The organism is Aestuariibaculum sediminum (assembly GCF_014596945.1).
Lineage (GTDB): Bacteria > Bacteroidota > Bacteroidia > Flavobacteriales > Flavobacteriaceae > Aestuariibaculum > Aestuariibaculum sediminum.
This window is the reverse complement of sequence record NZ_JACVXB010000003.1, coordinates 394,133-418,946: the sequence shown is the minus strand read 5'-3', so window position 1 is coordinate 418,946 and position 24,814 is coordinate 394,133. Positions and strand designations below refer to the sequence as shown.

Below are 24,814 nucleotides of genomic sequence, written 5' to 3'. Positions count from 1 at the left end.
TTATGGGTAATTTTGTGAATTCAAAAAAAAGTACTATGCTATCTACTTTAGTTAACAAATACAACGTGTCGGGACCTCGTTATACCAGTTACCCTACAGTGCCTTATTGGAACTCGAATTCCTTTTCCTCGGACAGCTGGGAAAAGGTATTAAGGAACTCTTTAAAAGCCGAGAAATCTTCCGGGGGATTAAGCTTGTATATTCATTTACCATTTTGTGAAAGTTTATGCACGTTTTGTGGGTGTAACAAACGAATAACCAAGCAGCATAGTGTTGAACCAAAATATATTAACGCGGTATTGAAAGAATGGTCGCTTTACGTGAAGAATTTCGATGAAGCACCGGTTATTAAAGAAATACACTTAGGAGGAGGAACACCAACATTTTTTTCTCCCGGGCATTTAACATATTTAATAAGAGGTGTTTTAAAGGATGCAATATTATCCGAAGATTATGAATTTAGTTTTGAGGGGCATCCAAATAGCACAACAAAAGAGCATTTGGAAGCTTTATACGACCTAGGATTCCGTCGCGTTAGTTTTGGTGTTCAGGATTACAACGAAACAGTTCAGAAAGCCATTCACAGAGTTCAGCCTTTTGAACATGTTAAATATGTTACAGAATTAGCTAGAGAAATTGGATATACCTCGGTTGGACATGATATCATATTTGGATTACCATTTCAAACGCTAGAACACGTTGAGGAAACCATTATGAAAACCAATGCTTTGATGCCTGATCGATTAGCGTTTTATAGTTATGCTCATGTGCCATGGATAAAAGGGAATGGGCAACGTGGGTTTAAAGACGAAGATCTGCCTTCTGCTGAAATAAAACGAGAGCAATATCAGTTAGGCAAGAAATTATTAATGGAAATTGGTTATCACGAAATAGGTATGGACCATTTTGCTTTGGCATCTGATTCGCTTTATAAATCCATGATATCAGGAGGTTTACATCGAAATTTTATGGGTTATACCACCTCTAAGACGCAAACCATGATTGGATTGGGCGTTTCATCTATTTCTGATAGTTGGTATGGTTTTGCACAAAATGAGAAGAACCTTGAGGACTATTATAACTCGGTAGCCAGTAATAAAATTCCTGTGTATCGCGGGCATTTTTTGAGTGATGAAGATTTAATTATAAGAAGACATATTTTAAATTTAATGTGTCAGTTTCAAACCAATTGGTCTGATGATGAACTATACTTTAAAGAGTTGCCATCGGTATTAAGACGATTAGACGAAATGTTATCCGATGGGTTGGTTGAAATTTATCCTGATGGTATGTCTGTAACCTCGAAAGGAAAACCGTTTGTTAGAAACGTTTGCATGGCTTTCGATTTGTTATTGCAAAGAAAACAACCTGATACCAAGTTGTTCTCGATGACCATTTAATTGATGCGGTATTTTCCCGTTATTTCTTCAACTTCAATTTTATAAATAACGGGCTCACCTGCCTCAACTTTTGCGGAGAATTCATGAATGTAATCTAAATCCCTCCCTTCATTATTTAGGATAACTTCTTTTATACCTAATGAAAATTCATGTAGCATGGCCTTGGCACCACTCCCTGTTAGCTCCTTAAAAACACCATGAACCAAAACCGATTTCCATTTATCGATAGCGTCAATTTCAGATACTTCTAGTGATACGTTTGGGTTTAAGCGAAGTGCGTTGATTTTATGGCCTTCTCCGGAATACCCAATTATTAAATGATCTTTGTTGTATAAATACGTTATTGGAACAATAAAAGGTCGGTTATTGTATATATACCCTAAATGACCAATATAATTTTGGTGTAAAATATATTCACATTTTTGTATGTCTAGAGTTTTCATAAGGGAGAAAGTATTGGTTACTTAGCCTAAATTTACGCGATATTAATAACAATAAAAATGACTAATATCAGGAAAGTTTTAAGCTTAAAAAGAAATTAATGACATTCTAAAGTACTCGAAGCGACATCAATTACGGGTTCTGGAGAGAGGTATGGGATTCCTAAGCCCAAACCTCGAATAATAAACAGAGCACCTATAATTATAACGAAAACTGGTACAGCTTTTTGTATGCGCTGTTTTATGTTTGTATTTAAAAATTTACCAAGATAAATGGCAGAAGTCATTAAAGGAATTGTTCCGATGCCAAAAAATAGCATGTATAGTCCTCCTTGATAAACTGATGTCATAGTTAAAGAAGCAAAAACCGCCATATAGACTAGGCCACAAGGTAAAAATCCGTTTAGGAAACCAATGGTTAAAAATGTGTCGGCTGTTTTCTTTTTAAGGGTTTTTCCTAAAGCAAATTTTACTCTGGAAATTAAATAATAGATGGGTTTTGATGCACTATACTTATGCAACAGGGAAGAAGGGATTAACATAAGTATAATCATTAGTAAACCTATGAAAATAGATAGTTGTTGCTGTAATCCAAATAAGAAGAAGCTCTTGCCAATAATTCCAAAAAGAGTACCAATAATGCTATAAGCGAATAATCGACCCACGTGATATAAAAGTACTTGAGAAATTTTTTTGTAGGAATTATTTCGGTTTACGGGTAGCATAAAGGCAATGGGGCCACACATGCCTACGCAGTGAAAACTTCCTAAAATTCCGAATATGAAGGCAGACCAAAGCATTTAGTAAATTATTTCTTCTTTAAAGAGATAGGATTTATTATTATATTGCCAGTCTACTTTAATGTTCCAGCGACCATCTAATAAACTTGAGTCAGGTATGAGCAAATTATGGTTCGATAATGAAATAGGCGTATCAAAATCGAATTGTTTATTAGATGGTCTGTATAGGAACACTTTTCCAGTAATATTTTTATTATTAAGATTTTTTGGGAATTGAATTACAAGGCCCTCTTTAGATTTAAAGTATGTTATATTTTGCTTTAAGGTTTTAGCATTTTTTTCTTTGTTTATGTCGTTTTGAAATTCTAATTCTTGCCCGTAATAATCTTCGGTAACTAAATCGTGGTTATATTTTTTATCGACACTTAGCGTTATAATAAAATACATTATAAACCCTATAAAGGCTATAAAAGCTAAAATGATACCTGTTCCCCAATTGAATTTCATCTTATTATATTTTTATTTAGTTATAACTTCTCGGTCCTAAAAAGTTCACGGTTGTTGTTTCAATATGCTGGTCACCACTGTAAACATCCAAAATAAGTTTGTGTTTGTCGCCGTTAAGGTTACTTCTATTTATTTCGATAAATAGGGAGCCTTCGGCAATGCCCTGTTTAGGAACTTTAAACGTGTTTTTAGCGGTAACTAATTTTATAGTCCCTTTAAAGTTTCTGAGTTTGAAACTAACGTTATCTATATCCTTAACGGTTTTGTTAACCAGTTTGTAAGTGAAAATATTACTAATTAAACCATCGCCTTTGCGTTCATAAAGTTGTCCTGGTAAACGTAATACGGTAGCCTCAACATCATTTCTTAAAAGTAAAAGTCCTGTAAAAACACCAATTAAAATAGTCAACACAGCGATGTAGCCTTTCATTCTCGCAGTAAGTTTAAACTTCTGTTTGTTTTCTATTTCGTCTTCACTAGCATATCGAATAAGTCCTTTTGGTAAATTAATACTTTCCATAATATGATTGCATTCGTCTATACAGGCGGTGCAATTTACGCACTCTAACTGCGTGCCATTACGAATATCGATACCTGTAGGGCAAACATTTACACATTGTAAACAATCTATACAATCGCCATGACCTAAAGCGTTTCTGTTTTCATTTTTTCTGAATTTTTTCCTACCATTTTTGCCTTCGCCTCTTTTATGGTCGTAGGCTACTACAATAGATTTATTGTCTAAAAGTACACTTTGAAGCCTTCCGTAAGGGCAAGCAATTATGCATACTTGTTCTCTAAACCAAGCAAACACAAAATAGAATACGCCGGTAAAAATAATTAAAGGAACCAATGTACTTAAATGGTTTAAAGGGTTTTCACCTACGTACCTTAAAAGTTTGTCGCTACCAATTAAATATGCTAAGAATATGTTAGCTATAAAAAATGAAATAAGTAAAAAGACAAACCATTTTAAAATTCGTTTTCTTATTTTTTCAGCATTCCAATTTTGATTATCAAGTTTTCTTTGTTTGTTGCGATCGCCTTCAATCCAGTATTCTATGCGTCTAAATACCATTTCCATGAAAATGGTTTGAGGACAAATCCATCCGCAAAATACACGTCCAAAGGCAACAGTAAAAAGCGTTACAAAAACCACACCTATAATCATGGATAAGACGAATAAGTAAAAGTCTTGCGGCCAGAAAGGAAAACCGAAAATATTGAAACGACGCTCTAAAACATTAAACAACAAAAATTGATTTCCCTGGACCTTAATAAATGGTGCAGCAAACAAAAAAGTTAGCAATACGTAGCTTGTTAATTTGCGATACTTGTAAAGTTTACCACTTGGTTTTTTAGGGTACACCCAGGCACGTTTCCCTTCTTTGGTCATAGTGCCAATACTATCTCTAAAAGAATCGTTATTAGGTTTTTCCAAGGTGTTTTGGTTTTAGGTTTTGTTAGGTGCTTAATGTTTTAGTTTTCGTCGTTCCAAAGGTCGCCTTCCGCATCTTTTGGTTCTGCAGGAGTCGTACCCTGAAAACTTATTACATAACTGGCAACCTGAGCAATTTCTGAAGGTTTTAGTCCGTTTTTGGACCAGGCAATCATTCCTTTTCCATCGCGGCCACCTTCTGAAATTGTTTTAAATACATTTTTTATGCCTCCACCAAGAATCCAATATTCATCGGCTAAATTTGGTCCGATTCCACCGCCACCGTCAGCTTTATGGCAAGCTACACAATTGGTATCGAAAATTTTCTTGCCGTTACTTAAATCTGAGGCATCGGTAAGAAGTTCTACAGTATTGAAGTCAACTAAATCTTTGGCTGTTTTTTTATATTCTTCGATGGCTTTTTTAGCTTCGGCATATTCTGTTTTTAATTCGTCATATTGTCCGTCTCCATTAAACACATGAAAGCGCAACAAGTAAATGGCCGCAAAAACTATAGTTGCATAAAACCCGTATAACCACCAAGGGGGTAAATCGTTATCTAATTCCTGAATCCCATCGTAATTATGGTCTAGAATAATTTCGTGTTCTTCTTCAATAGGTTTAGCTCCCAATAATTTTTTGTAGGTACTTTTTACCCATAATATAAATTTTGAAGGCGTTTGTTGTTCGGCGATGAATCTTGCTTTAGCTTCTTCATCCAAACTGTGGAAAAGAATAGATTTCATAGAGCTTACTATGCCTTCCATAGCTATTAAAATGAAAAGAATTAGTAAAAGAAATAAAGCTAGTAAGGGGTATTCGACAAATGCTGGTTTATCACCAGAATCAATAAAATATTCGGCTAAGAAAAATATAGCAAAAAATATTACCGGCACTCTTAACCATGAAGGAAATGATTGTTTCATAATGTTTGGTCGTTTTGGTTTTCTAACGGCAGGTGACTAACGGTGTTTATATATTCTTTTTTAGCAGTTACAACCCACCAGAATAGCACTACAAAAAAGATGAAAAAGATGAGCAAAGAGATAATCGGATAGATTTCTACACCCGTTATGGTCTCCAAATGGTTTTTTATTAACTTTAGCATGATGATTAATTTTTATTTGAAGAAATTTCAGAATCCTTCACTTTAATGTCGGTTCCTAATCGCTGTAAGTAGGCGATAACAGCTACAATTTCCCGGTTACGCATTTCAATAAAGTCGGCGCCACCAGATTTCTTATCGGCTTCGTAATTTTCTACGAAATCAGGATCGGTGTAAAGGTTTTTTTCTATTTGAGTACCTTGTTCTAACATGTGTTGTTGTGCATTATTAATGTCGTTTTCGGTATATGGAACACCCAAACTAACCATAGCACGCATTTTATCTTCGGTTTTCGATTTGTCCAATTCATTTTTAACTAACCACTGATAAGCGGGCATTATAGAGCCGGAAGAAGTACTTTGCGGATCGTATAAGTGATTTAAATGCCAATTGTCGGAATATTTGCCACCTACACGGTGTAAATCTGGACCAGTACGTTTACTACCCCATAAAAACGGATGATCGTAAACATATTCACCGGCTTTTGAGTATTCTCCATAGCGTTCAACTTCATATCTGAAAGGACGAATCATTTGCGAATGGCAACCCACACAACCCTCACGAATGTATATATCTCGACCTTCTAATTCTAAAGGGGTATATGGTTTAACACTGGTAAGCGTTGGGATGTTTGAATCTACCATCAACGTTGGTACAATTTGAACAATTCCACCAATTAAAATAGCAATAGTTGCATAAAGCGTAAGTTTAATAGGTTTGCGTTCTAACCAGGTATGCCATCCTTCTCCGGCTACTCTGCGTTTTGATACTTGTTGCAGGGCAGGAGCCTCAGCAAGCTCATCGCTTACAGCATTTTTAGATTTTTTGATGGTAGTAATAATGTTGAAAGCAAGTATAAACATACCAAAAATGTATAATGAACCTCCAATGGCACGCATCCAGTACATTGGAATGATTTCGGTAACGGTTTCTAAAAAGTTACCATACATTAAGGTGCCATCTGGATTAAATTGTTCCCACATAGACCATTGTGTAAACCCGGCAACATACATTGGTAAGGCGTAAATAATTATACCTAAAGTACCTAACCAGAAATGTGCATTGGCTAATGAGATTGAATGTAGTTTTGTCTTAAATAATTTAGGTACTAACCAGTAAATCATTCCGAATGTTAAGAATCCGTTCCAGGCAAGAGCTCCTACATGCACATGAGCAATAATCCAGTCGGTAAAATGAGCCATACCATTTATGGTTTTTATGGATAACATAGGCCCTTCAAAAGTTGCCATACCATATCCTGTAATTGCAACTACCATAAATTTTAAAACCGGATCTACACGAACTTTATCCCATGCACCTCGAAGTGTTAATAAGCCATTAATCATACCTCCCCAGGATGGCATCAATAGCATTACCGAGAAAGCTACACCTAAGTTTTGAGCCCATTCAGGTAAGGCAGTATACAATAAATGATGAGGTCCTGCCCAGATATAAATAAAAATTAAAGACCAGAAATGGATAATTGATAAACGATACGAATATATTGGCCTGTTGGCTGCTTTAGGAACAAAGTAGTACATAAGCCCCAAAAAAGGTGTGGTTAAAAAGAAAGCTACCGCATTATGGCCATACCACCATTGCACTAAAGCATCTTGTACACCGGCATAAACCGAGTAACTTTTCATAGCACTTACCGGAAGTTCTATATTATTAAAAATATGAAGTACAGCAACAGTTACAAAAGTGGCTAAGTAAAACCATATTGCTACATATAAATGACGCTGACGACGTTTTAAAATCGTTCCAATTAAGTTCACTCCAAACGCTACCCAAACTACCGCAATTGCGATGTCAATTGGCCATTCTAATTCGGCGTATTCTTTTGATGTGGTGTAACCTAACGGTAAAGATATAGCTGTAGCTACAATTATTAATTGCCACCCCCAAAAATTAATGTTACTAAGTATATCGCTAAACATTCTGCTTTTTAACAAGCGCTGCGATGAATAATAAACACCTGCAAAGATGGCATTACCAACAAAGGCAAAAATAACCGCATTAGTATGCAACGGGCGTAAGCGCCCAAAACTTAACCATGGAATACCGTCGGTAAGGTTTGGAAACAAGAATAAAAAGGCTAATAGTAAGCCTACTAGCATTCCTACAACACCCCATAGCATGGTTGCAAATAAGAATTTCTTAACAATCTTGTTATCGTAGTAAAATTGTTGTACTTCCATAATAATTAATTGGTCTTTTTATTTTTAATGGTTGAATTTGATTGTTCTTTAACAAGTTCGTCTTCAAAAAGCATTCTTACTGAAGGCGTATAATCATCGTCATATTGTCCTTTCTTCACCGCAACGATAAATGCAATAAAAAAAATGATAGCAACAACAATGCTAATACCTAATAACATATATATAACACTCATACCTATTTGAAGTTATGGTTCAAAAGTAAATGTGAAGGAATTCTTAAAATATGATTTTTGTCATGTTTAAAGAATTACCCCTTTTTTCTTAGTTTTCTGCCTAAAAAATTTGTCGAAACAGTTGTAAATACAACAATACTTATTGAGCTTAAAGGCATTAAAATAGCAGCGATAACAGGGGCTAACTGCCCGGTTACAGCAAAATAAATCCCTATACAATTGTAAATTAAAGAGAGTATAAAGCTCCATTTAATTATTGTTATAGCTTGTTTTGAGGCTTTTATGAATTGAAATAACTGACTAAATTTTGAAGCGTCTAAAATGGCATCGCAGGCTGGAGAAAAAACATTTACATTTTCAGACAAAGCAACGCCAACATTACTTTGGGCCAGTGCTCCGGCATCATTTAAGCCATCACCAACCATTAACACTTTGGCACCTTCGCTTTGATGGTATTTTATGTACTCTAATTTATCATCTGGTTTTTGGTTGAAAATAAGTTTGGTTTTTGAGGGAAGTAGTTTTTTTAAATTTTCTAATTCGCCCGCATTATCCCCAGAAAGAATAGCTAAATCGTAATCTTTTTTAAGTTCGTTAAATAGTTTAGATAAACCTCTGCGATAGCTGTTATAAAAAGTGAATTTTCCTTTATAATAATTATTGGAACTAATATGCACGTTAGTTTCTAAAACAGAGGTTTCCTTTGCGCCCACAAAGCTTGCGGAGCCTATTTTTATATGTTCGTTATTGTAGGATGCCTCAATACCTTTGCCTAAATGTTCTTCAAAATGATTTAAAGTAATAATTTGGTGCTCTTCAAGAATATTATAAAGTGCTCTGCTTAGAGGATGATTTGAACCACGAAGCGTATTTTTTAAGAGTAATTCTTCCGAACTTGATAATATATCACCTTCGTATGTTGCAGTGCTTTTTTTATTGGAAGTAATGGTTCCTGTTTTATCAAAAATAATGGTGTTAATATTAGCCAACTGTTCTATTACTGTGGCATTTTTCACATAAAATTTCATTTTGCCAAAAATTCGAAGCAAATTACCTAATGTAAAAGGTGCGGCCAAAGCAATGGCACATGGACATGCGATTATAAGAACAGAAGTGAACACGTTTAAAGCTTTTGATGCATCTGCAGATAGCCAATATGATGTGGCTATAATGGCAATACTTAAAATTGTTATAGTAAAACGTTTACTAATTGTATTGGTTAAGGTTGTAAAATGCTCTTCTTTATTTTGGTTAAAAACATCATGACTCCAAAGTTGTGTAAGGTAACTTTGTTCAACCGATTTTAAAGCTTCCATTTCAATGAGTCCGGATGTTTGTTTTCCACCGGCAAACAATTTATCTCCCGATTGTTTGTTAACCGTTTTCGATTCGCCTGTAACAAAGCTGTAATCTATTTGAGCATTACCACTAATTAAAATCCCATCTGCTGGAATTAATTCTTCATTTCTTATGAGTAAACGGTCTCCTTTTTTAATATCGTAAACTTGAATAGGGGTTTCATGCCCATCTTTAATTTTCGTAATAGCAATAGGGAAATACGATTTGTAGTCGCGTTCAAATGATAGAAATGAATAGGTTTTTTGTTGAAAAAATTTACCCAGTAATAAAAAGAAAACTAATCCAGTAAGACTGTCAAAAAATCCGCTACCTAAATCGAAAATAATATCTACCGAACTTCTTAAAAATAAAACTGCAATGCCTAAAGCAATCGGAACATCAATGTTAAGTAGTTTTTTACGCAACCCTTTAAATGCTGAAATAAAATAATCTTGTCCAGCATAAAAAACAACAGGCAATGAAAAGAAAAACATGAGCCAACGAAACAAATGTTTGTATTTTTCTAGCCAAAACTCACCAACTTCAAAATATTCAGGAAATGATAAGAACATGACATTACCAAAAGCAAAACCAGCGATACCCAGTTTGTATATTAACGATCGGTTTACTTGTTTTCTTCCCGTTTTAAAATCGTCTAATGAAATGTATGGTTCATAACCAATATTGCTAAGCAGGCAAACGGTTTCTTTTAATGAAGTTGTATTGGTGTGGTAGGTAACTCGAACTTGCTTTTTTCCAAAATTTACTTGGGAGGATGAAATACCAGAATTTAATTTGTTTAGATTTTCTAAAATCCAAATACAAGAACTGCAATGAATATGTGGAATATAAAGTGTTACAATTTGTGTTTTTCCATCATTAAATTCGGTTAGTTTTTCAATGATGTTTTCCTGAGATAAAAAGTCGTATTTGCCTTCAATATCTTTTGGTGTTGCACCAGGTGAAACTTCTAAATCGTAGTAACAGGTTAGATCATTTTCAGAAAAAATTTCATACACAGTTTTGCACCCATTACAACAAAATTTTTTTTCGTTGTAAAAAATGGGGTCCGAATCACATACATCACCACAATGGAAACAGTTATCTTGATTCATAAAATTTGCTCATAGTTATACCTGTAACAAAATTCTCAAAAGAACTCCTTACAATATATGACTTTTATCATGAATTTTAAGTATTTTTACTCAGCATATAAAATTCTAGTATGAGTAAATGTGAACAATGTATTGTTAAGCAGTTTAATTCATTAAAGTCGCTTACCAAAGACGAATTGGTGCGTATTTCAGGCTGTAAAACTACAAAGACTATAAAAAAAGGAGAAGTTATTTTTGAAGAAGGCGATGTGGTAAACGGTGTGTTTTGCGTTAAAGATGGCATTTGTAAATTATCAAAATTAAGTGCCAACGGAAAAGATCAAATCGTAAAATTAGTGGTAAAAGGCGATTTATTAGGTCAGCGGTCTTTGGTTACCGAAGAAGTCACTAATTTAAGTGCTGTTGCGTTAAACGATATGGAGGTTTGTTTTATTCCAAAGTCTGAAATTGTCAGCGATTTACAAAAAAACTCTAAATTTTCTTTCGATGTTTTAAAAGATATGGCGAACGATTTACGTCAGGCAGATGATATCATTGTTAATATGGCTCAAAAATCGGTTAGGCAACGATTAGCAGAAACCTTGGTTTATTTATACGATAGTTTTGGTACTAACCCAGATAAAACCTTAAGCGTTATTTTATCTCGTGAAGATTATGCTAATATTGTTGGAACAGCCGTAGAGTCTGCAATTCGTGTACTTTCACAATTTAAAAAACAAGGGCTTATTTCAACTTCAGGAAAGAAAATCAAAATTGAAGACCTGGAGGGTTTAAAGCGAGTTGAGTAGCTAGTATCGATTTTTTTTGTGATCTCATAGAAAAATCTAATCGCATACCTTGAGGTGTTTTATAAAAATATAGTATTTTTATAACGCTATGAGACCAGATAATACCTTCAGAAAAGGCTTTGTTTTTAAAACATATCAGGCGCCATCGCAATCGCCATTCGATACATTATTTGATATATTTAAAGAATTAATCACACATACGTCAGGCGATTTTGAAGAGGCTATAGATTGGTTACGCGAACTCGACAAAGAATATAATCTTACCACCCCAGAATATACTATTGATGATTTTATCGAAGACCTTAAAAAGAAAGGTTATATAAGAGAAGAAATCGATACAGATGGTAATGGGGGCATGGCAATTACAGCAAAAACCGAACGCGCTATCAGGCAACAAGCCTTAGATCAAATATTTGGGAAATTAAAGCGCAGCGGACAAGGAAATCATAAAAGTAAAAGTTTAGGTGTAGGAGACGAGCATACTGGAGATTTTAGAGGCTATCAGTTTGGTGATGCTTTAGACAAGGTTTCGATGACTGAAAGTTTAAAAAATGCTCAAATTAATCATGGTATAGCCGATTTTACACTTTCTGAGAACGATTTGGTAGTGGAAGAAACACTGCATAAATCTCAAATGAGCACGGTACTTATGATAGATATCAGTCATAGCATGATACTTTATGGTGAAGACCGAATAACGCCTGCGAAAAAAGTAGCTATGGCGCTTGCCGAACTAATAACAACGCGGTATCCTAAGGACACTTTAGATATTTTAGTTTTTGGTAACGATGCCTGGCCTATCGAAATTAAAGATTTACCGTATTTAAAAGTAGGTCCTTATCATACCAATACTGTAGCAGGACTACAATTAGCGATGGATTTGTTACGAAGAAAACGAAACACCAATAAACAAATATTCATGATAACCGATGGAAAACCTAGTTGTTTGAGGTTATCTAATGGCGAGTATTTTAAAGATAGTTTTGGCTTAAATCCAAATATCGTAAATAAGTGCTATGCTATGGCACAACAAGCTAGAAGACTACATATTCCTATTACCACCTTTATGATTGCTAAAGATAATTATTTAATGCAGTTTGTGAGGGAGTTTACTTATGCTAATCAGGGTAAAGCGTTTTACACAGGAATTAAGGGCTTGGGAGAAATGATTTTTGAAGATTACGAAACCAATAGAAAAAAGCGAATAAGAGGATAATATATGAATATCGAAAGCATAAAAACACTTGGCGAATTAAAACAATCAGGCTTTAATAGTAAATCTATAAAAGATGAACTACGTGATAATTTAGTTCAAAAAATAAAAAATAATGAAACCACATTTAACGGAGTTCATGGTTATCAAAATACAGTAATTCCAGAATTAGAGCGGGCTATATTATCAAGACACAATATTAATTTGTTAGGGTTGCGTGGTCAAGCCAAAACTCGGCTGGCTCGTTTAATGCTTAATTTGTTAGATGAATATATACCAATTGTAGAAGGCTCTGAAATTAATGACGATCCATTTAATCCGTTATCCAGATATGCTAAAGAACGCATTAAAGAAATGGGAGACAAGACGCCTATCGCATGGTTGCATCGCAGTGAACGTTTTGCTGAAAAGTTGGCAACTCCAGATGTAACAGTGGCCGATATTATTGGGGATGTAGATCCTATAAAGGCGGCTAACTTAAAGCTGAGTTATGCCGACGATCGTGTCATTCATTATGGTATGATTCCTCGTGCCAATCGTTGTATTTTTGTGATTAACGAACTTCCAGATTTACAAGCTAGAATTCAAGTAGCGCTGTTTAATATTTTACAGGAAGGTGATATTCAAATTCGAGGCTTTAAATTACGATTGCCTTTAGATATGCAGTTTTTATTTACGGCAAACCCCGAAGATTACACCAACCGAGGAAGTATTGTTACACCTTTAAAAGATAGAATTGGTTCTCAAATTTTAACGCATTATCCTATCGATATTGAGACTGCCAGAACTATTACAGAGCAGGAAGCCAAAGTTGTTGAAAATCAAAAAAGTAATGTGCTAGTTCCTGATTTAGCTCGGGATTTACTGGAGCAAATTGTATTTGAAGCCAGAGAAAGTGATTATATCGATGCTAAAAGTGGTGTTAGTGCACGATTAAGCATCACAGCTCTGGAAAATTTAATGAGTACCGCCGAACGTCGTGCTCTATTGTCGGGACAAGACAAGACTACCGTTCGCCTGTCGGATTTTTTAGGTATCATTCCGTCTATAACAGGCAAAGTAGAGTTGGTTTATGAAGGAGAGCAAGAAGGCGCTGCTGTGGTTGCCTATAACTTAATAGGAGAGGCAATTAAAAGTTTGTTCGTTGAATATTTTCCGAAAATTGAAAAACTTAAAAAACAAGAAGACGAAACACCTTACGACGATTTAATCTCTTGGTTTTTTAATCGAAAAGAAGGTTTCGAACTTGTAGATCAACTTACTGATGATGCCTATACGAGCTTATTAAATGAAGTTACCCCTCTGGATGAATTGTTAGATAAATATCAGCCAATTGTAGAGCCTTCCGATCGAAATTTTGTTAAAGAGTTTGTACTTTGGGGATTAGCTGAGTATAAGCAATTAAGTAAACACCGATTTACTGAAGGTTTACAATTTAAAGATCCATATGGTAGTTTTATTAGTGGTATTTAAGCGCTTGTTTTTTATATTTTCATATTCACGATATAGTAGCATATAATTGGCATATCGTTATTTAAAAGTAAGTATTTTTTTTATTCTAATAAAAGTAAATTATCAGATTTTCTAAGAGGAGATTTTGAGCTGTTTTTAGTGATTTTTTATGTATATTAAGCAAAAATCATGTGTTTTTAATTGATTTTTAATAAAAACCAACAATAAAACGCTTTAGAATTTCTTAATATGAAAACAAACGCTGATGATAAGAGTGCAATAAAACTCTTATCTTTTGACATTGATAATACTTTAATAGAATTTCACACATTAAAAAGTAATTTTAAAAAAATCTGGGAAAAGTATACTCCCGAAGACATAATTCTTACTTATAATACGGGGCGGTTAATTGATGACGTCCTTCTTCTCATTAAAAAAGGCGTATTGCCAAAACCCGACTATATTATTGGAGGCGTTGGTACGCTTATTTACGATTGTAAAAAAGAATGTGTCGTTAAAGAATTTAACGATGTACTGGACGAAGGTTGGGATTTAGATGCAGTCGAAAAGTTAATTCAAGCAATAGACCATCCTATAAGTGAGCAACCAGCAAAATTTCAACATTCATATAAACGCAGCTATTTTTTTCACGATGCAAACGACGAACTGATTGCAAGTATTGAAAAAGATTTTGCGCAGGCCAATATGTTTGTTAACATCGTGTATTCTGGTAATAAGTTTTTAGATGTTTTACCAAAATGGGCCAATAAAGGAAATGCGCTACAATGGTTGTTGGCAAAACTGGAGTTAACGCCTTACAATGTTCTTGTTGCTGGCGATAGTGGAAATGATTCGGCCATGTTTAACATGAAAGGAATACGAGGTATTGTTGTAGCAAATGCGCATGAGGAACTTTATAAATTTACAAAATACAGACAAATATATCATGCCGAAGAAGATCATGGAAATGGTGTTATTGAAGGTTTAATTTATTATGGAATACTTCCAGAAGAGGCTAAAAAGGATTTAGATGAAGATCATACCGATGATTACTTTATAAAGCAGGAGTTAGATAGTATAGCCGAAGAAGATGATCAGGAAAAATTGAAACTCATACGGGAAGGGTATGAAAAGGCAATTATAGCTTTAAAAAAGAATATCACACCTTTGGGTTTTTCCGCCTGTTCTATAAATGATAACGTACCTAACGGAACCGATGAGAACTACCATAGTGTTTGGGCGCGCGATGGTGCTATTACCGTAATTGGATCTTTGTCACTTATTCACGACGAAGAATTACACAAATGCCAGAGACAAACCTTAGTCACTTTATTTAATCATATTTCAAGGAATGGACAAATTCCTTCTAATGTTAGAATTAAAGATAATGTAGCCGATTATTCTGGAGTTGGTGGTATTTGTTCTATCGATAGTGGTATTTGGGTGGTCATAGCTTTTTATGAATACGTCAATGTTACTAAGGACATAGATTTTCTTCGTATGTATATTTCTGATATAACAGAAACCATGCGATGGCTAGGGGCCCATGACAGTAATAATGATGCCTTATTAGAAATTCCCGAGGCTGGAGATTGGACCGATTTGTTTGGTGGTAGTTACAATATTTTATATGATGAAATCTTATGGTACCGTGCCAATGTGTGTTTTGGTAGAATGCTTGAAATGTTAGGTAATTACGAAAAGGCTGGTGAATATATACGTTGGTCTCAAGTAATTAAAAAGGAAATATTAATGAATTTCTGGCCGTCTACACAACAAAAATTATTTCAGTCGGTATCTTTTGCCGAACGTCAATTCACTCTAGGTGATACCCCTTATTTAATTGCTCAAACAACGCCGTTTGATTTTAGTTGGCGTTGTGATGTGTTTGGCAATGTGTTAGCCTTTTTACACGGAACAGTTGATGCAGAAAAGGCACATCATACATTCAAATTTTTATTAGGTGTTGGTGTTAACGATCCTTTTCCAGTTAGAAATGTCTACCCCGTGGTAACCCCTGGAGATCCCGACTGGCGACCATATTATACGGTTAATCTTCTTAATCTACCTCACCATTATCATAATGGCGGAATTTGGCCTTTTGTAGGAGGTTTTTGGGTTAAATATGTCAATAAATTAGGCTTACGTGAAGTGGCGATTTCAGAGTTGCATAAACTGGCGCTAATTAACAAAGAAGGATTAACCGAAGAATGGGAATTTACCGAATGGGCTCACGGAACCTCAGGGAAAGCCATGGGTAAAGCCTATCAGGCCTGGTCTGCAGCGCAGTATATTTCTGCTTGTAACGATTTAAAAGTAATCAATAACTAAAATATAAAAATATGAAGTCAATTTTAATGATCTCTTTGCACGGATATGTAGGTGCTAATGCCGAATTAGGAAAACCCGATACAGGTGGACAAGTAGTTTATGTTTTAGAGCTTGCCGAACGTTTTAGCCGACTAGGAAAGCGCGTTGATTTAGTAACACGTCAATTTGAAGATCAGCCAGAATATGATCATGTAGACGAAAATTATAGTGTTTGGCGTATTCCTTTTGGTGGGAAGAAATTCATCCGAAAGGAAGATATGCACGATCACTTAAAAAAGTTTGTAACCAATTGTTTGGCAGCAATAAAAAAGGAACGCAAAAAATATGATGTGGTATATACCCATTATTGGGATGCCGGTTGGGCCGGACAAAAAATTGCGGAAGAATTAGGTATTTGCCATGTACATACACCTCATTCCTTAGGTTGGTGGAAACAACATACTATGGGGAGCGATATGGATGAAAAAGAGATGGAGAAAAAATACCGTTTTAAAGAACGAATTCGTAAAGAGTATTTTGTTTATCAAATGTGTAACTACATTATTGCTACGACCATTCCGCAAGTGGATTTATTAACGCAACAATATGATGTTTTACCTCGAAATTGCGGGATGATACCACCTGGAATTGATGAAAATCGTTTCTTCCCTGTGCCGTCCAAGGAAAATGATAAAATAAGAGCCAAATACGATATCCAGCCTACCGATATTTTGGCTTTAGGTAGAATGGCTCATAATAAAGGTTACGATTTACTCATTCAAGCCTTGCCAACAGTTTTTGAACTTTGTCCTGAAGCACGTTTAGTAGCTGCAATTGGAGGTGATAACTCCAAGCAAGATGATAAAGGCGTTGCTGGTTTAAAGAAAATTGCTGGCGAATTAGGTGTTTTGGATAAAATAACCTGGAAAAATTATATAGCCGACGAAGATTTAGCTAATGTGTACCGTTCAGCAAATATATTCGCCATGCCTTCGCGCTACGAGCCTTTTGGTATGGTTGCCATAGAGGCAATGGCTTGTGGGACGCCAAGTGTTGTTACGGTTCATGGTGGACTATACGATTTAATCGATTTCGGAAATCAGGCACTATTTGCAGACCCGCACAGACCAGTAGAGTTTGGAGCCATGATGTCGATGCCATTACTGTATCCTAAACTACGTAATGAGCTTTCTGTAGAAGGTGCACGTTTTGCACGACGTAATTTTGGATGGACAGGTATAGCAAAACGTATATTGGATATTTTTAATAGTTCTATTAATCAACGTTCTGCTGAGGCAAGCATCTACTAGGGTATTTATTATTATGAATTTTTGCAATCGATGAAAAGGTGGCAGAGTAAAATATATTATCGATGGTCTCGAGATTTAATATTATTAGCGCATAACTGAATTATTTCAGTTATGCGCTTTTTTCTTGTGGCTTCCCTTTTGGCCTGGTTTAACCAATATAAATAATTTTTTCTATAAGATGGTGCAAAGTTAAGGTAGTTGTTTAAGGCGTTTTGGTTATTATCAAATTCTCTTTGTAAATCATTAGGAATAATGCCTTTTTCAACATCATCTAATGCGTTCCAACTACCATTTTTCTTAGCAATTTCGATAGCTTTTAAGCCGTTGTCGTGCATCAACCCTCTGGTGATTAATTCTTTAATGTAGGATTTATTTAATGCGCTCCAAACACTTTTCGGCTTTCTTGGTGTAAAATACTGCCGGCGCTTTCCATTGCCTAAGCTTTTTACTGTTGAGTCAATCCAACCATAGCAGAGCGCAACCTTTACAGCGTCTTCCCAACGCATACTCTTTTGTTCATGATCTATTTTATAAAAAATTAGATAGACACCTTTAGCTGAATCATAATTGTTGTGTAGCCAGGCTCGCCAAGCATTATCGGTTTTAAAATAGAGCTCTGGCACCATAGTCATTATAATTTCTTTGTGAGAATATAAAAGTTAGGGTCTATCTTAAATTCAGAAGCAAGTTCTTTAAGAGATATAGTCTGCCAATCGGCTTTAGGATAAATCCACTTTGCTTTATTGTTAATGTAAACCTTTAAAGGCATATCAAAGTTTTTTACAATATTCGTCCAGCGGAATTTGAAGTTGTTATTTTTTATAGAGTACTGAAACTCCGGAATTTTTATTGTTCTCAAATACTGATTAAAAAATGCATTTAAATCGATACCTGATTGTTTACTGATATAGTTTTCAATTTGCTGCGTAGTTACTGTTTGATGGTAAAAGGTTTTATTCATGCCTCGTAAAATTTGACGGAACTTTTCATCATCTTCAATTATTTGTCGCAGCGTGTGAATCATATTAGAACCTTTATAATACATATCACCAGAGCCTTCTTTGTTAACGTTGTATGGACCGATTAGTGGTTTGTTGTTCAGGATATTTTTTCTAATACCTATAACATACTCTGATGCAGCGTCTTTCCCGTAGTAATAATCTAAATATAGGGCTTCAGAGTAAGAAGTGAAACCTTCATGAATCCACATATCCGCAATGTCCTTGTTGGTAATATTGTTGGCAAACCATTCGTGACCTGCTTCATGAACGATAATGAAATCGAATTTAAGTCCCCAGCCAGACCCAGACAGGTCTCGTCCGAGGTAGCCATTATTGTAACGGTTGCCATAAGTAACGGAACTTTGGTGTTCCATACCTAGGTAGGGCACTTCAACGAGTTTAAAGCCATCTTCATAAAACGGATAAGGGCCAAACCAATGTTCAAAAGCTTTCATCATTTTTGGCGCTTGCGTAAAATGTATTTTAGCTTTCTCAAGGTTGTCCCTCAGTACATAATAATCCATTTTTAAAGGACCTTTTTCTCCTTCATAAATTTCATTAAAATGCACATAATCACCCACGTTTGCGTTTACGCCATAATTATTTATTGGGTTTTTAACCGTCCAGTTAAATGTAGTTGTGGTCTGGTGCTCTGTTTTACCAACAAACTGTCCGTTTGAAACATCCATTAGGCCTTTTGGAACTGTAATACTGATATCCATACTATCGACTTCGTCGTACATGTGGTCTTTGCAAGGCCACCAGACACTGGCGCCTAGACCCTGGCAAGAGGTTGCTACAAACGGATTACCGTGTTTATCCTTTTTCCATGAAAAACCACCATCCCAGGGTGCTTTAACAGCTTCTCTAGGGGTTCCTTCATAATACACTTCTATAGCTTGAGTACTTCCAATAGGTTGTTTTTGTTTTAGTGTTATAAAATGAGCATTTCCGTTATGGTTTACTTTTAAAGGTTTTCCGTTTTGGGTAACTTTCGTAATTTTTAAGGGCTCCTGCAAATCGATTTGCATTATTGAATTCGAAGCTAAAACCTTAAATTGAATTTTATTACTTCCTGAGATATATTTTTTATCTGGGGCTATTTCGACCTTTAAACTGTAATAGGTTAAATCCCACCAAACTCGCTCTGGAGTGATACTTCCACGTAAAGTATCTTGTTTAGTAAATTCTACTTTCTCAGTCATTAACTGGGCTTTTGCTTTAAACTGTATAGCCAAAAGCACTATAAATGGGAATAAAAAACGGATATTCATGAATTTAAGTTTAGAGGATAAAATAATTAAAAAGGGATTTAATAGACTGCTAATACTATGTTAATTTCTGATAATGTCATTTGGAAACACTACAACACTTTCAAAATCATTTGTTCCAACAGCCGATACCCCAAAGAAATAATTATCTATAACAATACCATCTAAAGTGAATTCGGAAACATTGCCAACATAACGACTATAATCCCAGGTAGGAGAGGTCGTATTGCGCCAATATATTTTATAACCTTTTGCTCCATCCACTTTATCCCATTTTAATTTGGCAGAAGCTTCTACAATACCTCCAATCGCTACATTTTTTGCGGCAGGGGGTGCCCATGCCAAACTTGCCAGATTGATAGCATTAACCGCCGTTAATTTTTTTGCATAGTTAAAGTTTACATGTTCTAAAACATCGCCATATTTTATCCCATTTTCGTCACGGACATCTTGATGCTGTTGCGTGTAATTTTCATGGGCTTCCATAATGCGAATTCCAGGAAATCCTAAGTCATTAAAAGGCCTATGGTGGCCACCTCTTCCAAAACGGTCTAATCTGTAAACCATCATGGGATTCATTTCGGGCATATAGGTTTTAGTAGTTTTATGAATATAACGTGCAAGTTGGCGCGAAATACCATCGACTTCACCACCGTAAAAGCGGCGCATTTTTCTAGCTTGTTCAGTTTCGTTTGCCGGAACAGGTTCTGAAAAAATTCTGAATGTTCTATTGTCTATAACGCCATCTACTCCTTCAATATTTCCAATCATATCATTATTAAAAACTCCAACGATATGCCAATTGTTTTCTTTGGCATATTTCGCTAAACCCTGACCGCCGAATAAACCTTGTTCTTCTCCCGAGAGTCCTACGTAAATAATGCTGTGTTCAAATTTATATTTTGATAGAACTCGGGCCGCTTCAATGGTTCCTGCCATGCCAGAAGCGTTATCATTAGCGCCTGGAGCATCGGTTGTAAAGTTCATAGTGTCACTTGCTCGAGAGTCTATATCGCCACTCATTATAACATAACTATTAGGATATTTTGTACCTTTTTGCACAGCAACTACATTAACAACCCAGGCATCATGAGGAACGCGATTATTTCCAGCTTTTGTTACAAAATCTTTCTGGTAAAATACGTCTAAACAATTATTACATTGTTTAGAAATGGTTTCAAATTCCGATTTAATCCAACGACGCGCTGCGCCTATGCCTCGTGTTGCGGAAACGGTGTCGCTAAAAGTGTTTCTAGTACCGAAATTTACTAAAGTTGTTATATCATTTTTAATACGTTGCGCCGAAACAGCATCTATTATGTCGTAAATTTTTTGTTGGTTTTGAGCCAATGAAACAGAGGTTATTCCCAATGCTATTAAGGATAGAAAAAACTTCATGAATATTATTTTTTATAATTGAATTTTACAGTTTCTTTTTTGCCATTTTGACCTTCAATATCAACATAAACGTTCATTTGGTTATCATCAATTTTTTCAAAAGTCATACCTTCAAAAATAGCTTTATTTGGTGTGATTTTTATTAAAGGAAAATCTATGGTTTCATCCTTTGTTTCCCAACCCTTTAAATCATTTGTAAAATGTTTTAATTGAAGTATTAATGAGTTTTCTATTTCTCGAATTATTTCAATTTCATAAAATTTTACTTTTTCGTTGATAATCAGTTTAAATGTTGCCATCATAGAATCACCAGAAGGTATACTCCAGTTTTCTTCGGTTTGTCCGCCAAATGCTTCACCTTTCCAATTGCCTGAAATCCAAGAGATATTTTTTAGTTTGGGCTCGAGTTGTTGTTCATTTTGACTAAATGATAAAGTAGCATATACACAGAATATACAAGTTAGTATGGTTTTCATTTTTATTTCATTTTTTACTAATTTAATTAAAATAAGCGAGCTCTTAAGTAATAAATATTTGGGTGTAAAGTTGTTTAAAGGATTATTTTATACGATTACCTAGTTATTTTGCACATACTATATTTAATAAATATCTTATTTGAAGATTAAATGTTTTGTTCAACGAATTAAATTAAAACGATGAAATTATTGAAACGTAACTGGTTGCCCCTTGTTCTGTCTCTTTTCCTGTTTTTTAGTTGTGATAATTTGCAAAACGATTCCAATATGGCGTTGCATGAGGTGCATGCTGATTCTCCTATTTTTATTGATATAGGGAATACAGTAAGGAAGGTCAAGGTAAATAATACCCTTAACAAAAGGCCGGGAGCAAAGGGAGGAGATAAGTCGAATGAAAAGTATCATGTTGCTTTGTTAATGGCTGAATATATTACGCATGCCAATAGTGATAAAATGGGTAATATTGTTTTCTTTAGAGATGTAGGTAATAAACAATTGGCAGGAGATTTTGTGCCAGGATTAGCTTTGGATGGCACGGATGATATTTCATATTATATTGATAATAACCGGGCTTCTGCCGATTTAGATGTGGCGATGGCAAATAACGCTATCGATAGAGCCATGTCTACTTGGGATAATTTGGGATGTTCGGATTTGGGGATGTATAAAGTGCCATACGATAGTGAGTTAAAAACAGGTTTTATCGCTTCTCTTCTTGATCCTGAAAGTGGCAGTGCAGATTATGTTGCCGATATAAATCATTGTGGCTGGGAAGATGGTGAATTTTTTAATACTATTTTTGAAGATGAAGGTGCGGCAGAATCGGTTTTAGGCGTAACATTTACTATTGTGTTTACCGATGATGACGGTAATTTAATAGATTTAGATAATAATGGAAAGTACGACGTAGCCTGGAGAGAAATATATTATAATGATGCGTTTGCATGGAATGATGGCGATGATATCGATGTGGAAACTATAGCCCTTCATGAAGCAGGGCATGGGTTAAGTCAGGGACATTTTGGTAAGCTGTTTGCTTCTGGAAATTTTGAAAAAGGTGTATATAAATTTCATTTTTCACCATTGGCAGTTATGAATGCCAGTTATATTTTTATTCAAACTTCAATTCAGGAAACTGATTTGGCAGGACACTGTAGTAACTGGTCGCAATGGCCAATCAATTAGTGTAAAAAGTTACAATTAAAAAAAGCGCCAACATGTGGCGCTTTTTTTTAGAATTAGTCACAAGTTTCTGTTTAAAAACAGTATTTATTTTCGGTAATAACCTTATTGGCAATCGTATTTCTTAATTCAACAATGTTTGGCATGTTTACATATTTAATGTAGCGTTTTAAGCCCATGAGCATCATACGTTGCTCATCGCCTGAAGAGATTGATATGATGGAATGTTTACCAGCGGTTTCAATCACGTCTATAGCATGGAACAGATTTAATTTTGCCATGGCAATTTGTTCCTTCACCTTGTCTTCCCCATTGTTTTTAGCCATTTTTTCAGCACGTAGAATCGCTGACTCCGCTAAATATATCTGAATTAAAATATCGGAAGCCGCTAACATGAGCTGCTGATGTTTTTCTATGTCTTCACCATATTTTTGAAGCGTCGCACCAGCCACCATTAAAAACAGCTTTTTAAGGTTTTTAATAATGTTTTTTTCTTCAGAAAATAAGGCCGAATAATCAGGAGATTCAAACGAAGGGATGCTCATCAATTCTTCTTTAACAGCCATGGCAGGCGTTAGCACATCAACATGGCCTTTCATTGCTTTTTTAATTAACATACCCACAGATAGCATACGGTTAATCTCGTTGGTTCCTTCATAAATTCTTGAAATTCGTGCGTCACGCCAGGCCGATTCAATTGGCGTATCTTCAGAGAACCCCATACCTCCAAAAATTTGTATACCTTCATCGGTGCAATGTTGAATAAATTCCGAAACGGCTACTTTTAAAATAGAACATTCAATAGCGTATTCTTCAACACCTTTTAATTCGGCTTCCTGATGGGTGTCTTTACCTTCAGATTTTCTAATTTCTATACGGTCTTCAATGTTTTTGGCTGCCCTATAACTAGCGGCTTCACCAACCCAACAATTTGTGGCCATTTCTGCTATTTTTTGTCTAATAGCACCAAAACTTGAAATTGGTGTTTTAAATTGAATTCGCTCGTTCGCATATTTAACCGATTCGGTAATGGTGCGGCGTTGCGCATCTAAACAAGCGGCAGCTAATTTTATGCGACCCACGTTTAAGGCATTCATAGCAATCTTAAAACCGTTTCCGCGGGTGGAAAGCATATTTTCAACAGGAACTTCAGTATCATTAAAAAACACTTGTCTTGTTGATGAGGCTCGAATTCCTAATTTGTGTTCTTCTTCTCCTAATGTAATACCATTGGGGTTTTCCGGATCGTATTCTACTATAAAACCAGTGATGTATTTGTCGTCTTCAATTCGAGCAAAAACAATCATTAAACTACAGAATCCAGCATTGGAAATCCACATTTTTTGACCGTTTATTTTATAGTTTTTCCCATCCTCGGACAGGGTAGCGGTTGTTTTACCTGAATTGGCATCACTACCAGCACCAGGTTCAGTTAAACAATAGGATCCGAACCATTCGCCTGTTGCTAGCTTAGGAACATATTTTTGTTTTTGCGCTTCGGTTCCATAAAGTGTAATTGGTAATGTTCCAATACCTGTATGTGCACCAAAGGCCGTGCTAAATGATCCTGTGGCTCCTGATATATAATCGCAAACCAACATGGTATCTACGAACCCCATGCCCATACCGCCGTATTCTTGCGGTACAGCGATGCTTAAAAATCCCATTTCACCGGCTTTTTGCATGCACGTTTCGGTTAAAGCATAGTCTTTAGCCTCGAATCGAGCTTTATTAGGCCAGATTTCCTTGTCTACGAATTCGGTAACAGCCTCTTTCATCATGCGTTGTTCTTCGCTGAAATCTTCAGGCGTAAATATGTCTTCGCAACGGGTTTCTTTTACAAGAAATTGACCGCCTCGGATTAAGTTTTTATCTTTTGTTTCCATTAATGATAGTATTATAAGTTAGTTTAGCGTGTTGTAATATGCTGCCATA

The 24,814-nt window shown here is 35.4% G+C and carries 21 protein-coding genes; 7 read left to right on the top strand and 14 right to left on the bottom strand.

The features are described from left to right. Positions 1-35 precede the first annotated feature (35 nt). Positions 36-1,400, top strand: a complete 1,365-nt coding sequence (hemN, locus tag ICJ83_RS09410) for an oxygen-independent coproporphyrinogen III oxidase (RefSeq protein WP_188230131.1) — start codon at positions 36-38, stop codon at positions 1,398-1,400. Here hemN and ICJ83_RS09405 read toward each other — a convergent pair. The 9 genes from ICJ83_RS09405 to ICJ83_RS09365 all read right to left on the bottom strand — a co-directional run bounded on the left by ICJ83_RS09405 (position 1,397) and on the right by ICJ83_RS09365 (position 10,478). Then, entirely contained in the window at positions 1,397-1,843 is a 447-nt protein-coding gene (locus ICJ83_RS09405) for a pyridoxamine 5'-phosphate oxidase family protein (RefSeq protein ID WP_188230130.1), read from the bottom strand. The two genes, hemN and ICJ83_RS09405, sit on opposite strands and share 4 nt — an antisense overlap. 95 nt (positions 1,844-1,938) lie before the next feature. After that, a complete protein-coding gene (locus tag ICJ83_RS09400) occupies positions 1,939-2,640 on the bottom strand; it encodes a sulfite exporter TauE/SafE family protein (protein ID WP_188230129.1) in 702 nt (233 codons plus the stop codon). Beyond that, entirely contained in the window at positions 2,641-3,087 is a 447-nt protein-coding gene (locus ICJ83_RS09395; RefSeq protein WP_188230128.1) for a FixH family protein, read from the bottom strand. 16 nt (positions 3,088-3,103) lie between these two features. Next, a complete protein-coding gene (gene ccoG / locus ICJ83_RS09390; RefSeq protein ID WP_188230127.1) occupies positions 3,104-4,528 on the bottom strand; it encodes a cytochrome c oxidase accessory protein CcoG in 1,425 nt (474 codons plus the stop codon). A 38-nt stretch (positions 4,529-4,566) separates the two neighbouring features. Beyond that, entirely contained in the window at positions 4,567-5,451 is an 885-nt protein-coding gene (locus ICJ83_RS09385; RefSeq protein ID WP_188230126.1) for a cbb3-type cytochrome c oxidase N-terminal domain-containing protein, read from the bottom strand. Beyond that, positions 5,448-5,633 (bottom strand): CcoQ/FixQ family Cbb3-type cytochrome c oxidase assembly chaperone, encoded by a 186-nt coding sequence (locus ICJ83_RS09380; RefSeq protein ID WP_188230125.1) that lies wholly within the window; start codon positions 5,631-5,633, stop codon positions 5,448-5,450. Before ICJ83_RS09380 ends, ICJ83_RS09385 begins: the two co-directional genes overlap by 4 nt. 5 nt (positions 5,634-5,638) lie before the next feature. Further along, the gene (gene ccoN, locus ICJ83_RS09375; RefSeq protein WP_188230124.1) at positions 5,639-7,831 is read right to left on the bottom strand and encodes a cytochrome-c oxidase, cbb3-type subunit I; all 2,193 of its coding nucleotides are present in this window, start codon (positions 7,829-7,831) and stop codon (positions 5,639-5,641) included. A 5-nt stretch (positions 7,832-7,836) separates the two neighbouring features. Beyond that, positions 7,837-8,025 carry a cbb3-type cytochrome oxidase assembly protein CcoS gene (ccoS, locus tag ICJ83_RS09370; protein ID WP_188230123.1) on the bottom strand — a complete coding sequence of 63 codons (189 nt, stop codon included), beginning with the start codon at positions 8,023-8,025 and terminating at the stop codon, positions 7,837-7,839. A gap of 74 nt (positions 8,026-8,099) precedes the next feature. Further along, positions 8,100-10,478, bottom strand: a complete 2,379-nt coding sequence (locus ICJ83_RS09365) for a heavy metal translocating P-type ATPase (protein WP_188230122.1) — start codon at positions 10,476-10,478, stop codon at positions 8,100-8,102. Between the two features lie 110 nt (positions 10,479-10,588). On the opposite strand from ICJ83_RS09365, the gene ICJ83_RS09360 reads away from it, so the two are divergent. The 5 genes from ICJ83_RS09360 (at position 10,589) to ICJ83_RS09340 (ending at position 17,551) form a co-directional block, all read left to right on the top strand. Further along, the gene (locus ICJ83_RS09360) at positions 10,589-11,266 is read left to right on the top strand and encodes a Crp/Fnr family transcriptional regulator (RefSeq protein WP_188230121.1); all 678 of its coding nucleotides are present in this window, start codon (positions 10,589-10,591) and stop codon (positions 11,264-11,266) included. 88 nt (positions 11,267-11,354) lie between these two features. Beyond that, positions 11,355-12,482 (top strand): vWA domain-containing protein, encoded by a 1,128-nt coding sequence (locus ICJ83_RS09355; RefSeq protein WP_188230120.1) that lies wholly within the window; start codon positions 11,355-11,357, stop codon positions 12,480-12,482. Between the two features lie 3 nt (positions 12,483-12,485). Then, positions 12,486-13,952, top strand: coding sequence for a MoxR family ATPase (locus ICJ83_RS09350; RefSeq protein ID WP_188230119.1), 1,467 nt, complete (start codon positions 12,486-12,488; stop codon positions 13,950-13,952). A gap of 228 nt (positions 13,953-14,180) precedes the next feature. Next, on the top strand, positions 14,181-16,262 hold the full coding sequence (locus ICJ83_RS09345) for an HAD-IIB family hydrolase (RefSeq protein WP_188230118.1): 2,082 nt from the start codon (positions 14,181-14,183) through the stop codon (positions 16,260-16,262). An 11-nt stretch (positions 16,263-16,273) separates the two neighbouring features. Further along, the gene (locus ICJ83_RS09340; protein WP_188230117.1) at positions 16,274-17,551 is read left to right on the top strand and encodes a glycosyltransferase; all 1,278 of its coding nucleotides are present in this window, start codon (positions 16,274-16,276) and stop codon (positions 17,549-17,551) included. A gap of 56 nt (positions 17,552-17,607) precedes the next feature. Here ICJ83_RS09340 and ICJ83_RS09335 read toward each other — a convergent pair whose 3' ends face one another. The 4 genes from ICJ83_RS09335 to ICJ83_RS09320 are packed head-to-tail and all read right to left on the bottom strand — an operon-like array spanning position 17,608 to position 21,697. Beyond that, a complete protein-coding gene (locus ICJ83_RS09335; protein ID WP_188230116.1) occupies positions 17,608-18,183 on the bottom strand; it encodes a YdeI/OmpD-associated family protein in 576 nt (191 codons plus the stop codon). Then, on the bottom strand, positions 18,183-19,826 hold the full coding sequence (locus tag ICJ83_RS09330; RefSeq protein WP_188230115.1) for a M1 family metallopeptidase: 1,644 nt from the start codon (positions 19,824-19,826) through the stop codon (positions 18,183-18,185). The genes ICJ83_RS09335 and ICJ83_RS09330 overlap by 1 nt, the downstream gene beginning before the upstream one ends. Positions 19,827-19,886: 60 nt before the next feature. Then, positions 19,887-21,221, bottom strand: a complete 1,335-nt coding sequence (locus tag ICJ83_RS09325; RefSeq protein WP_188230114.1) for a M28 family peptidase — start codon at positions 21,219-21,221, stop codon at positions 19,887-19,889. Between the two features lie 5 nt (positions 21,222-21,226). Further along, positions 21,227-21,697, bottom strand: coding sequence for a DUF6265 family protein (locus ICJ83_RS09320; RefSeq protein WP_188230113.1), 471 nt, complete (start codon positions 21,695-21,697; stop codon positions 21,227-21,229). A 180-nt stretch (positions 21,698-21,877) separates the two neighbouring features. On the opposite strand from ICJ83_RS09320, the gene ICJ83_RS09315 reads away from it, so the two are divergent. Next, entirely contained in the window at positions 21,878-22,882 is a 1,005-nt protein-coding gene (locus tag ICJ83_RS09315; RefSeq protein WP_188230112.1) for a hypothetical protein, read from the top strand. 71 nt (positions 22,883-22,953) lie between these two features. On the opposite strand, the gene ICJ83_RS09310 is transcribed toward ICJ83_RS09315, so the two are convergent. Further along, on the bottom strand, positions 22,954-24,765 hold the full coding sequence (locus ICJ83_RS09310) for an acyl-CoA dehydrogenase family protein (RefSeq protein ID WP_188230111.1): 1,812 nt from the start codon (positions 24,763-24,765) through the stop codon (positions 22,954-22,956). Between the last annotated feature and the right edge of the window lie 49 nt (positions 24,766-24,814).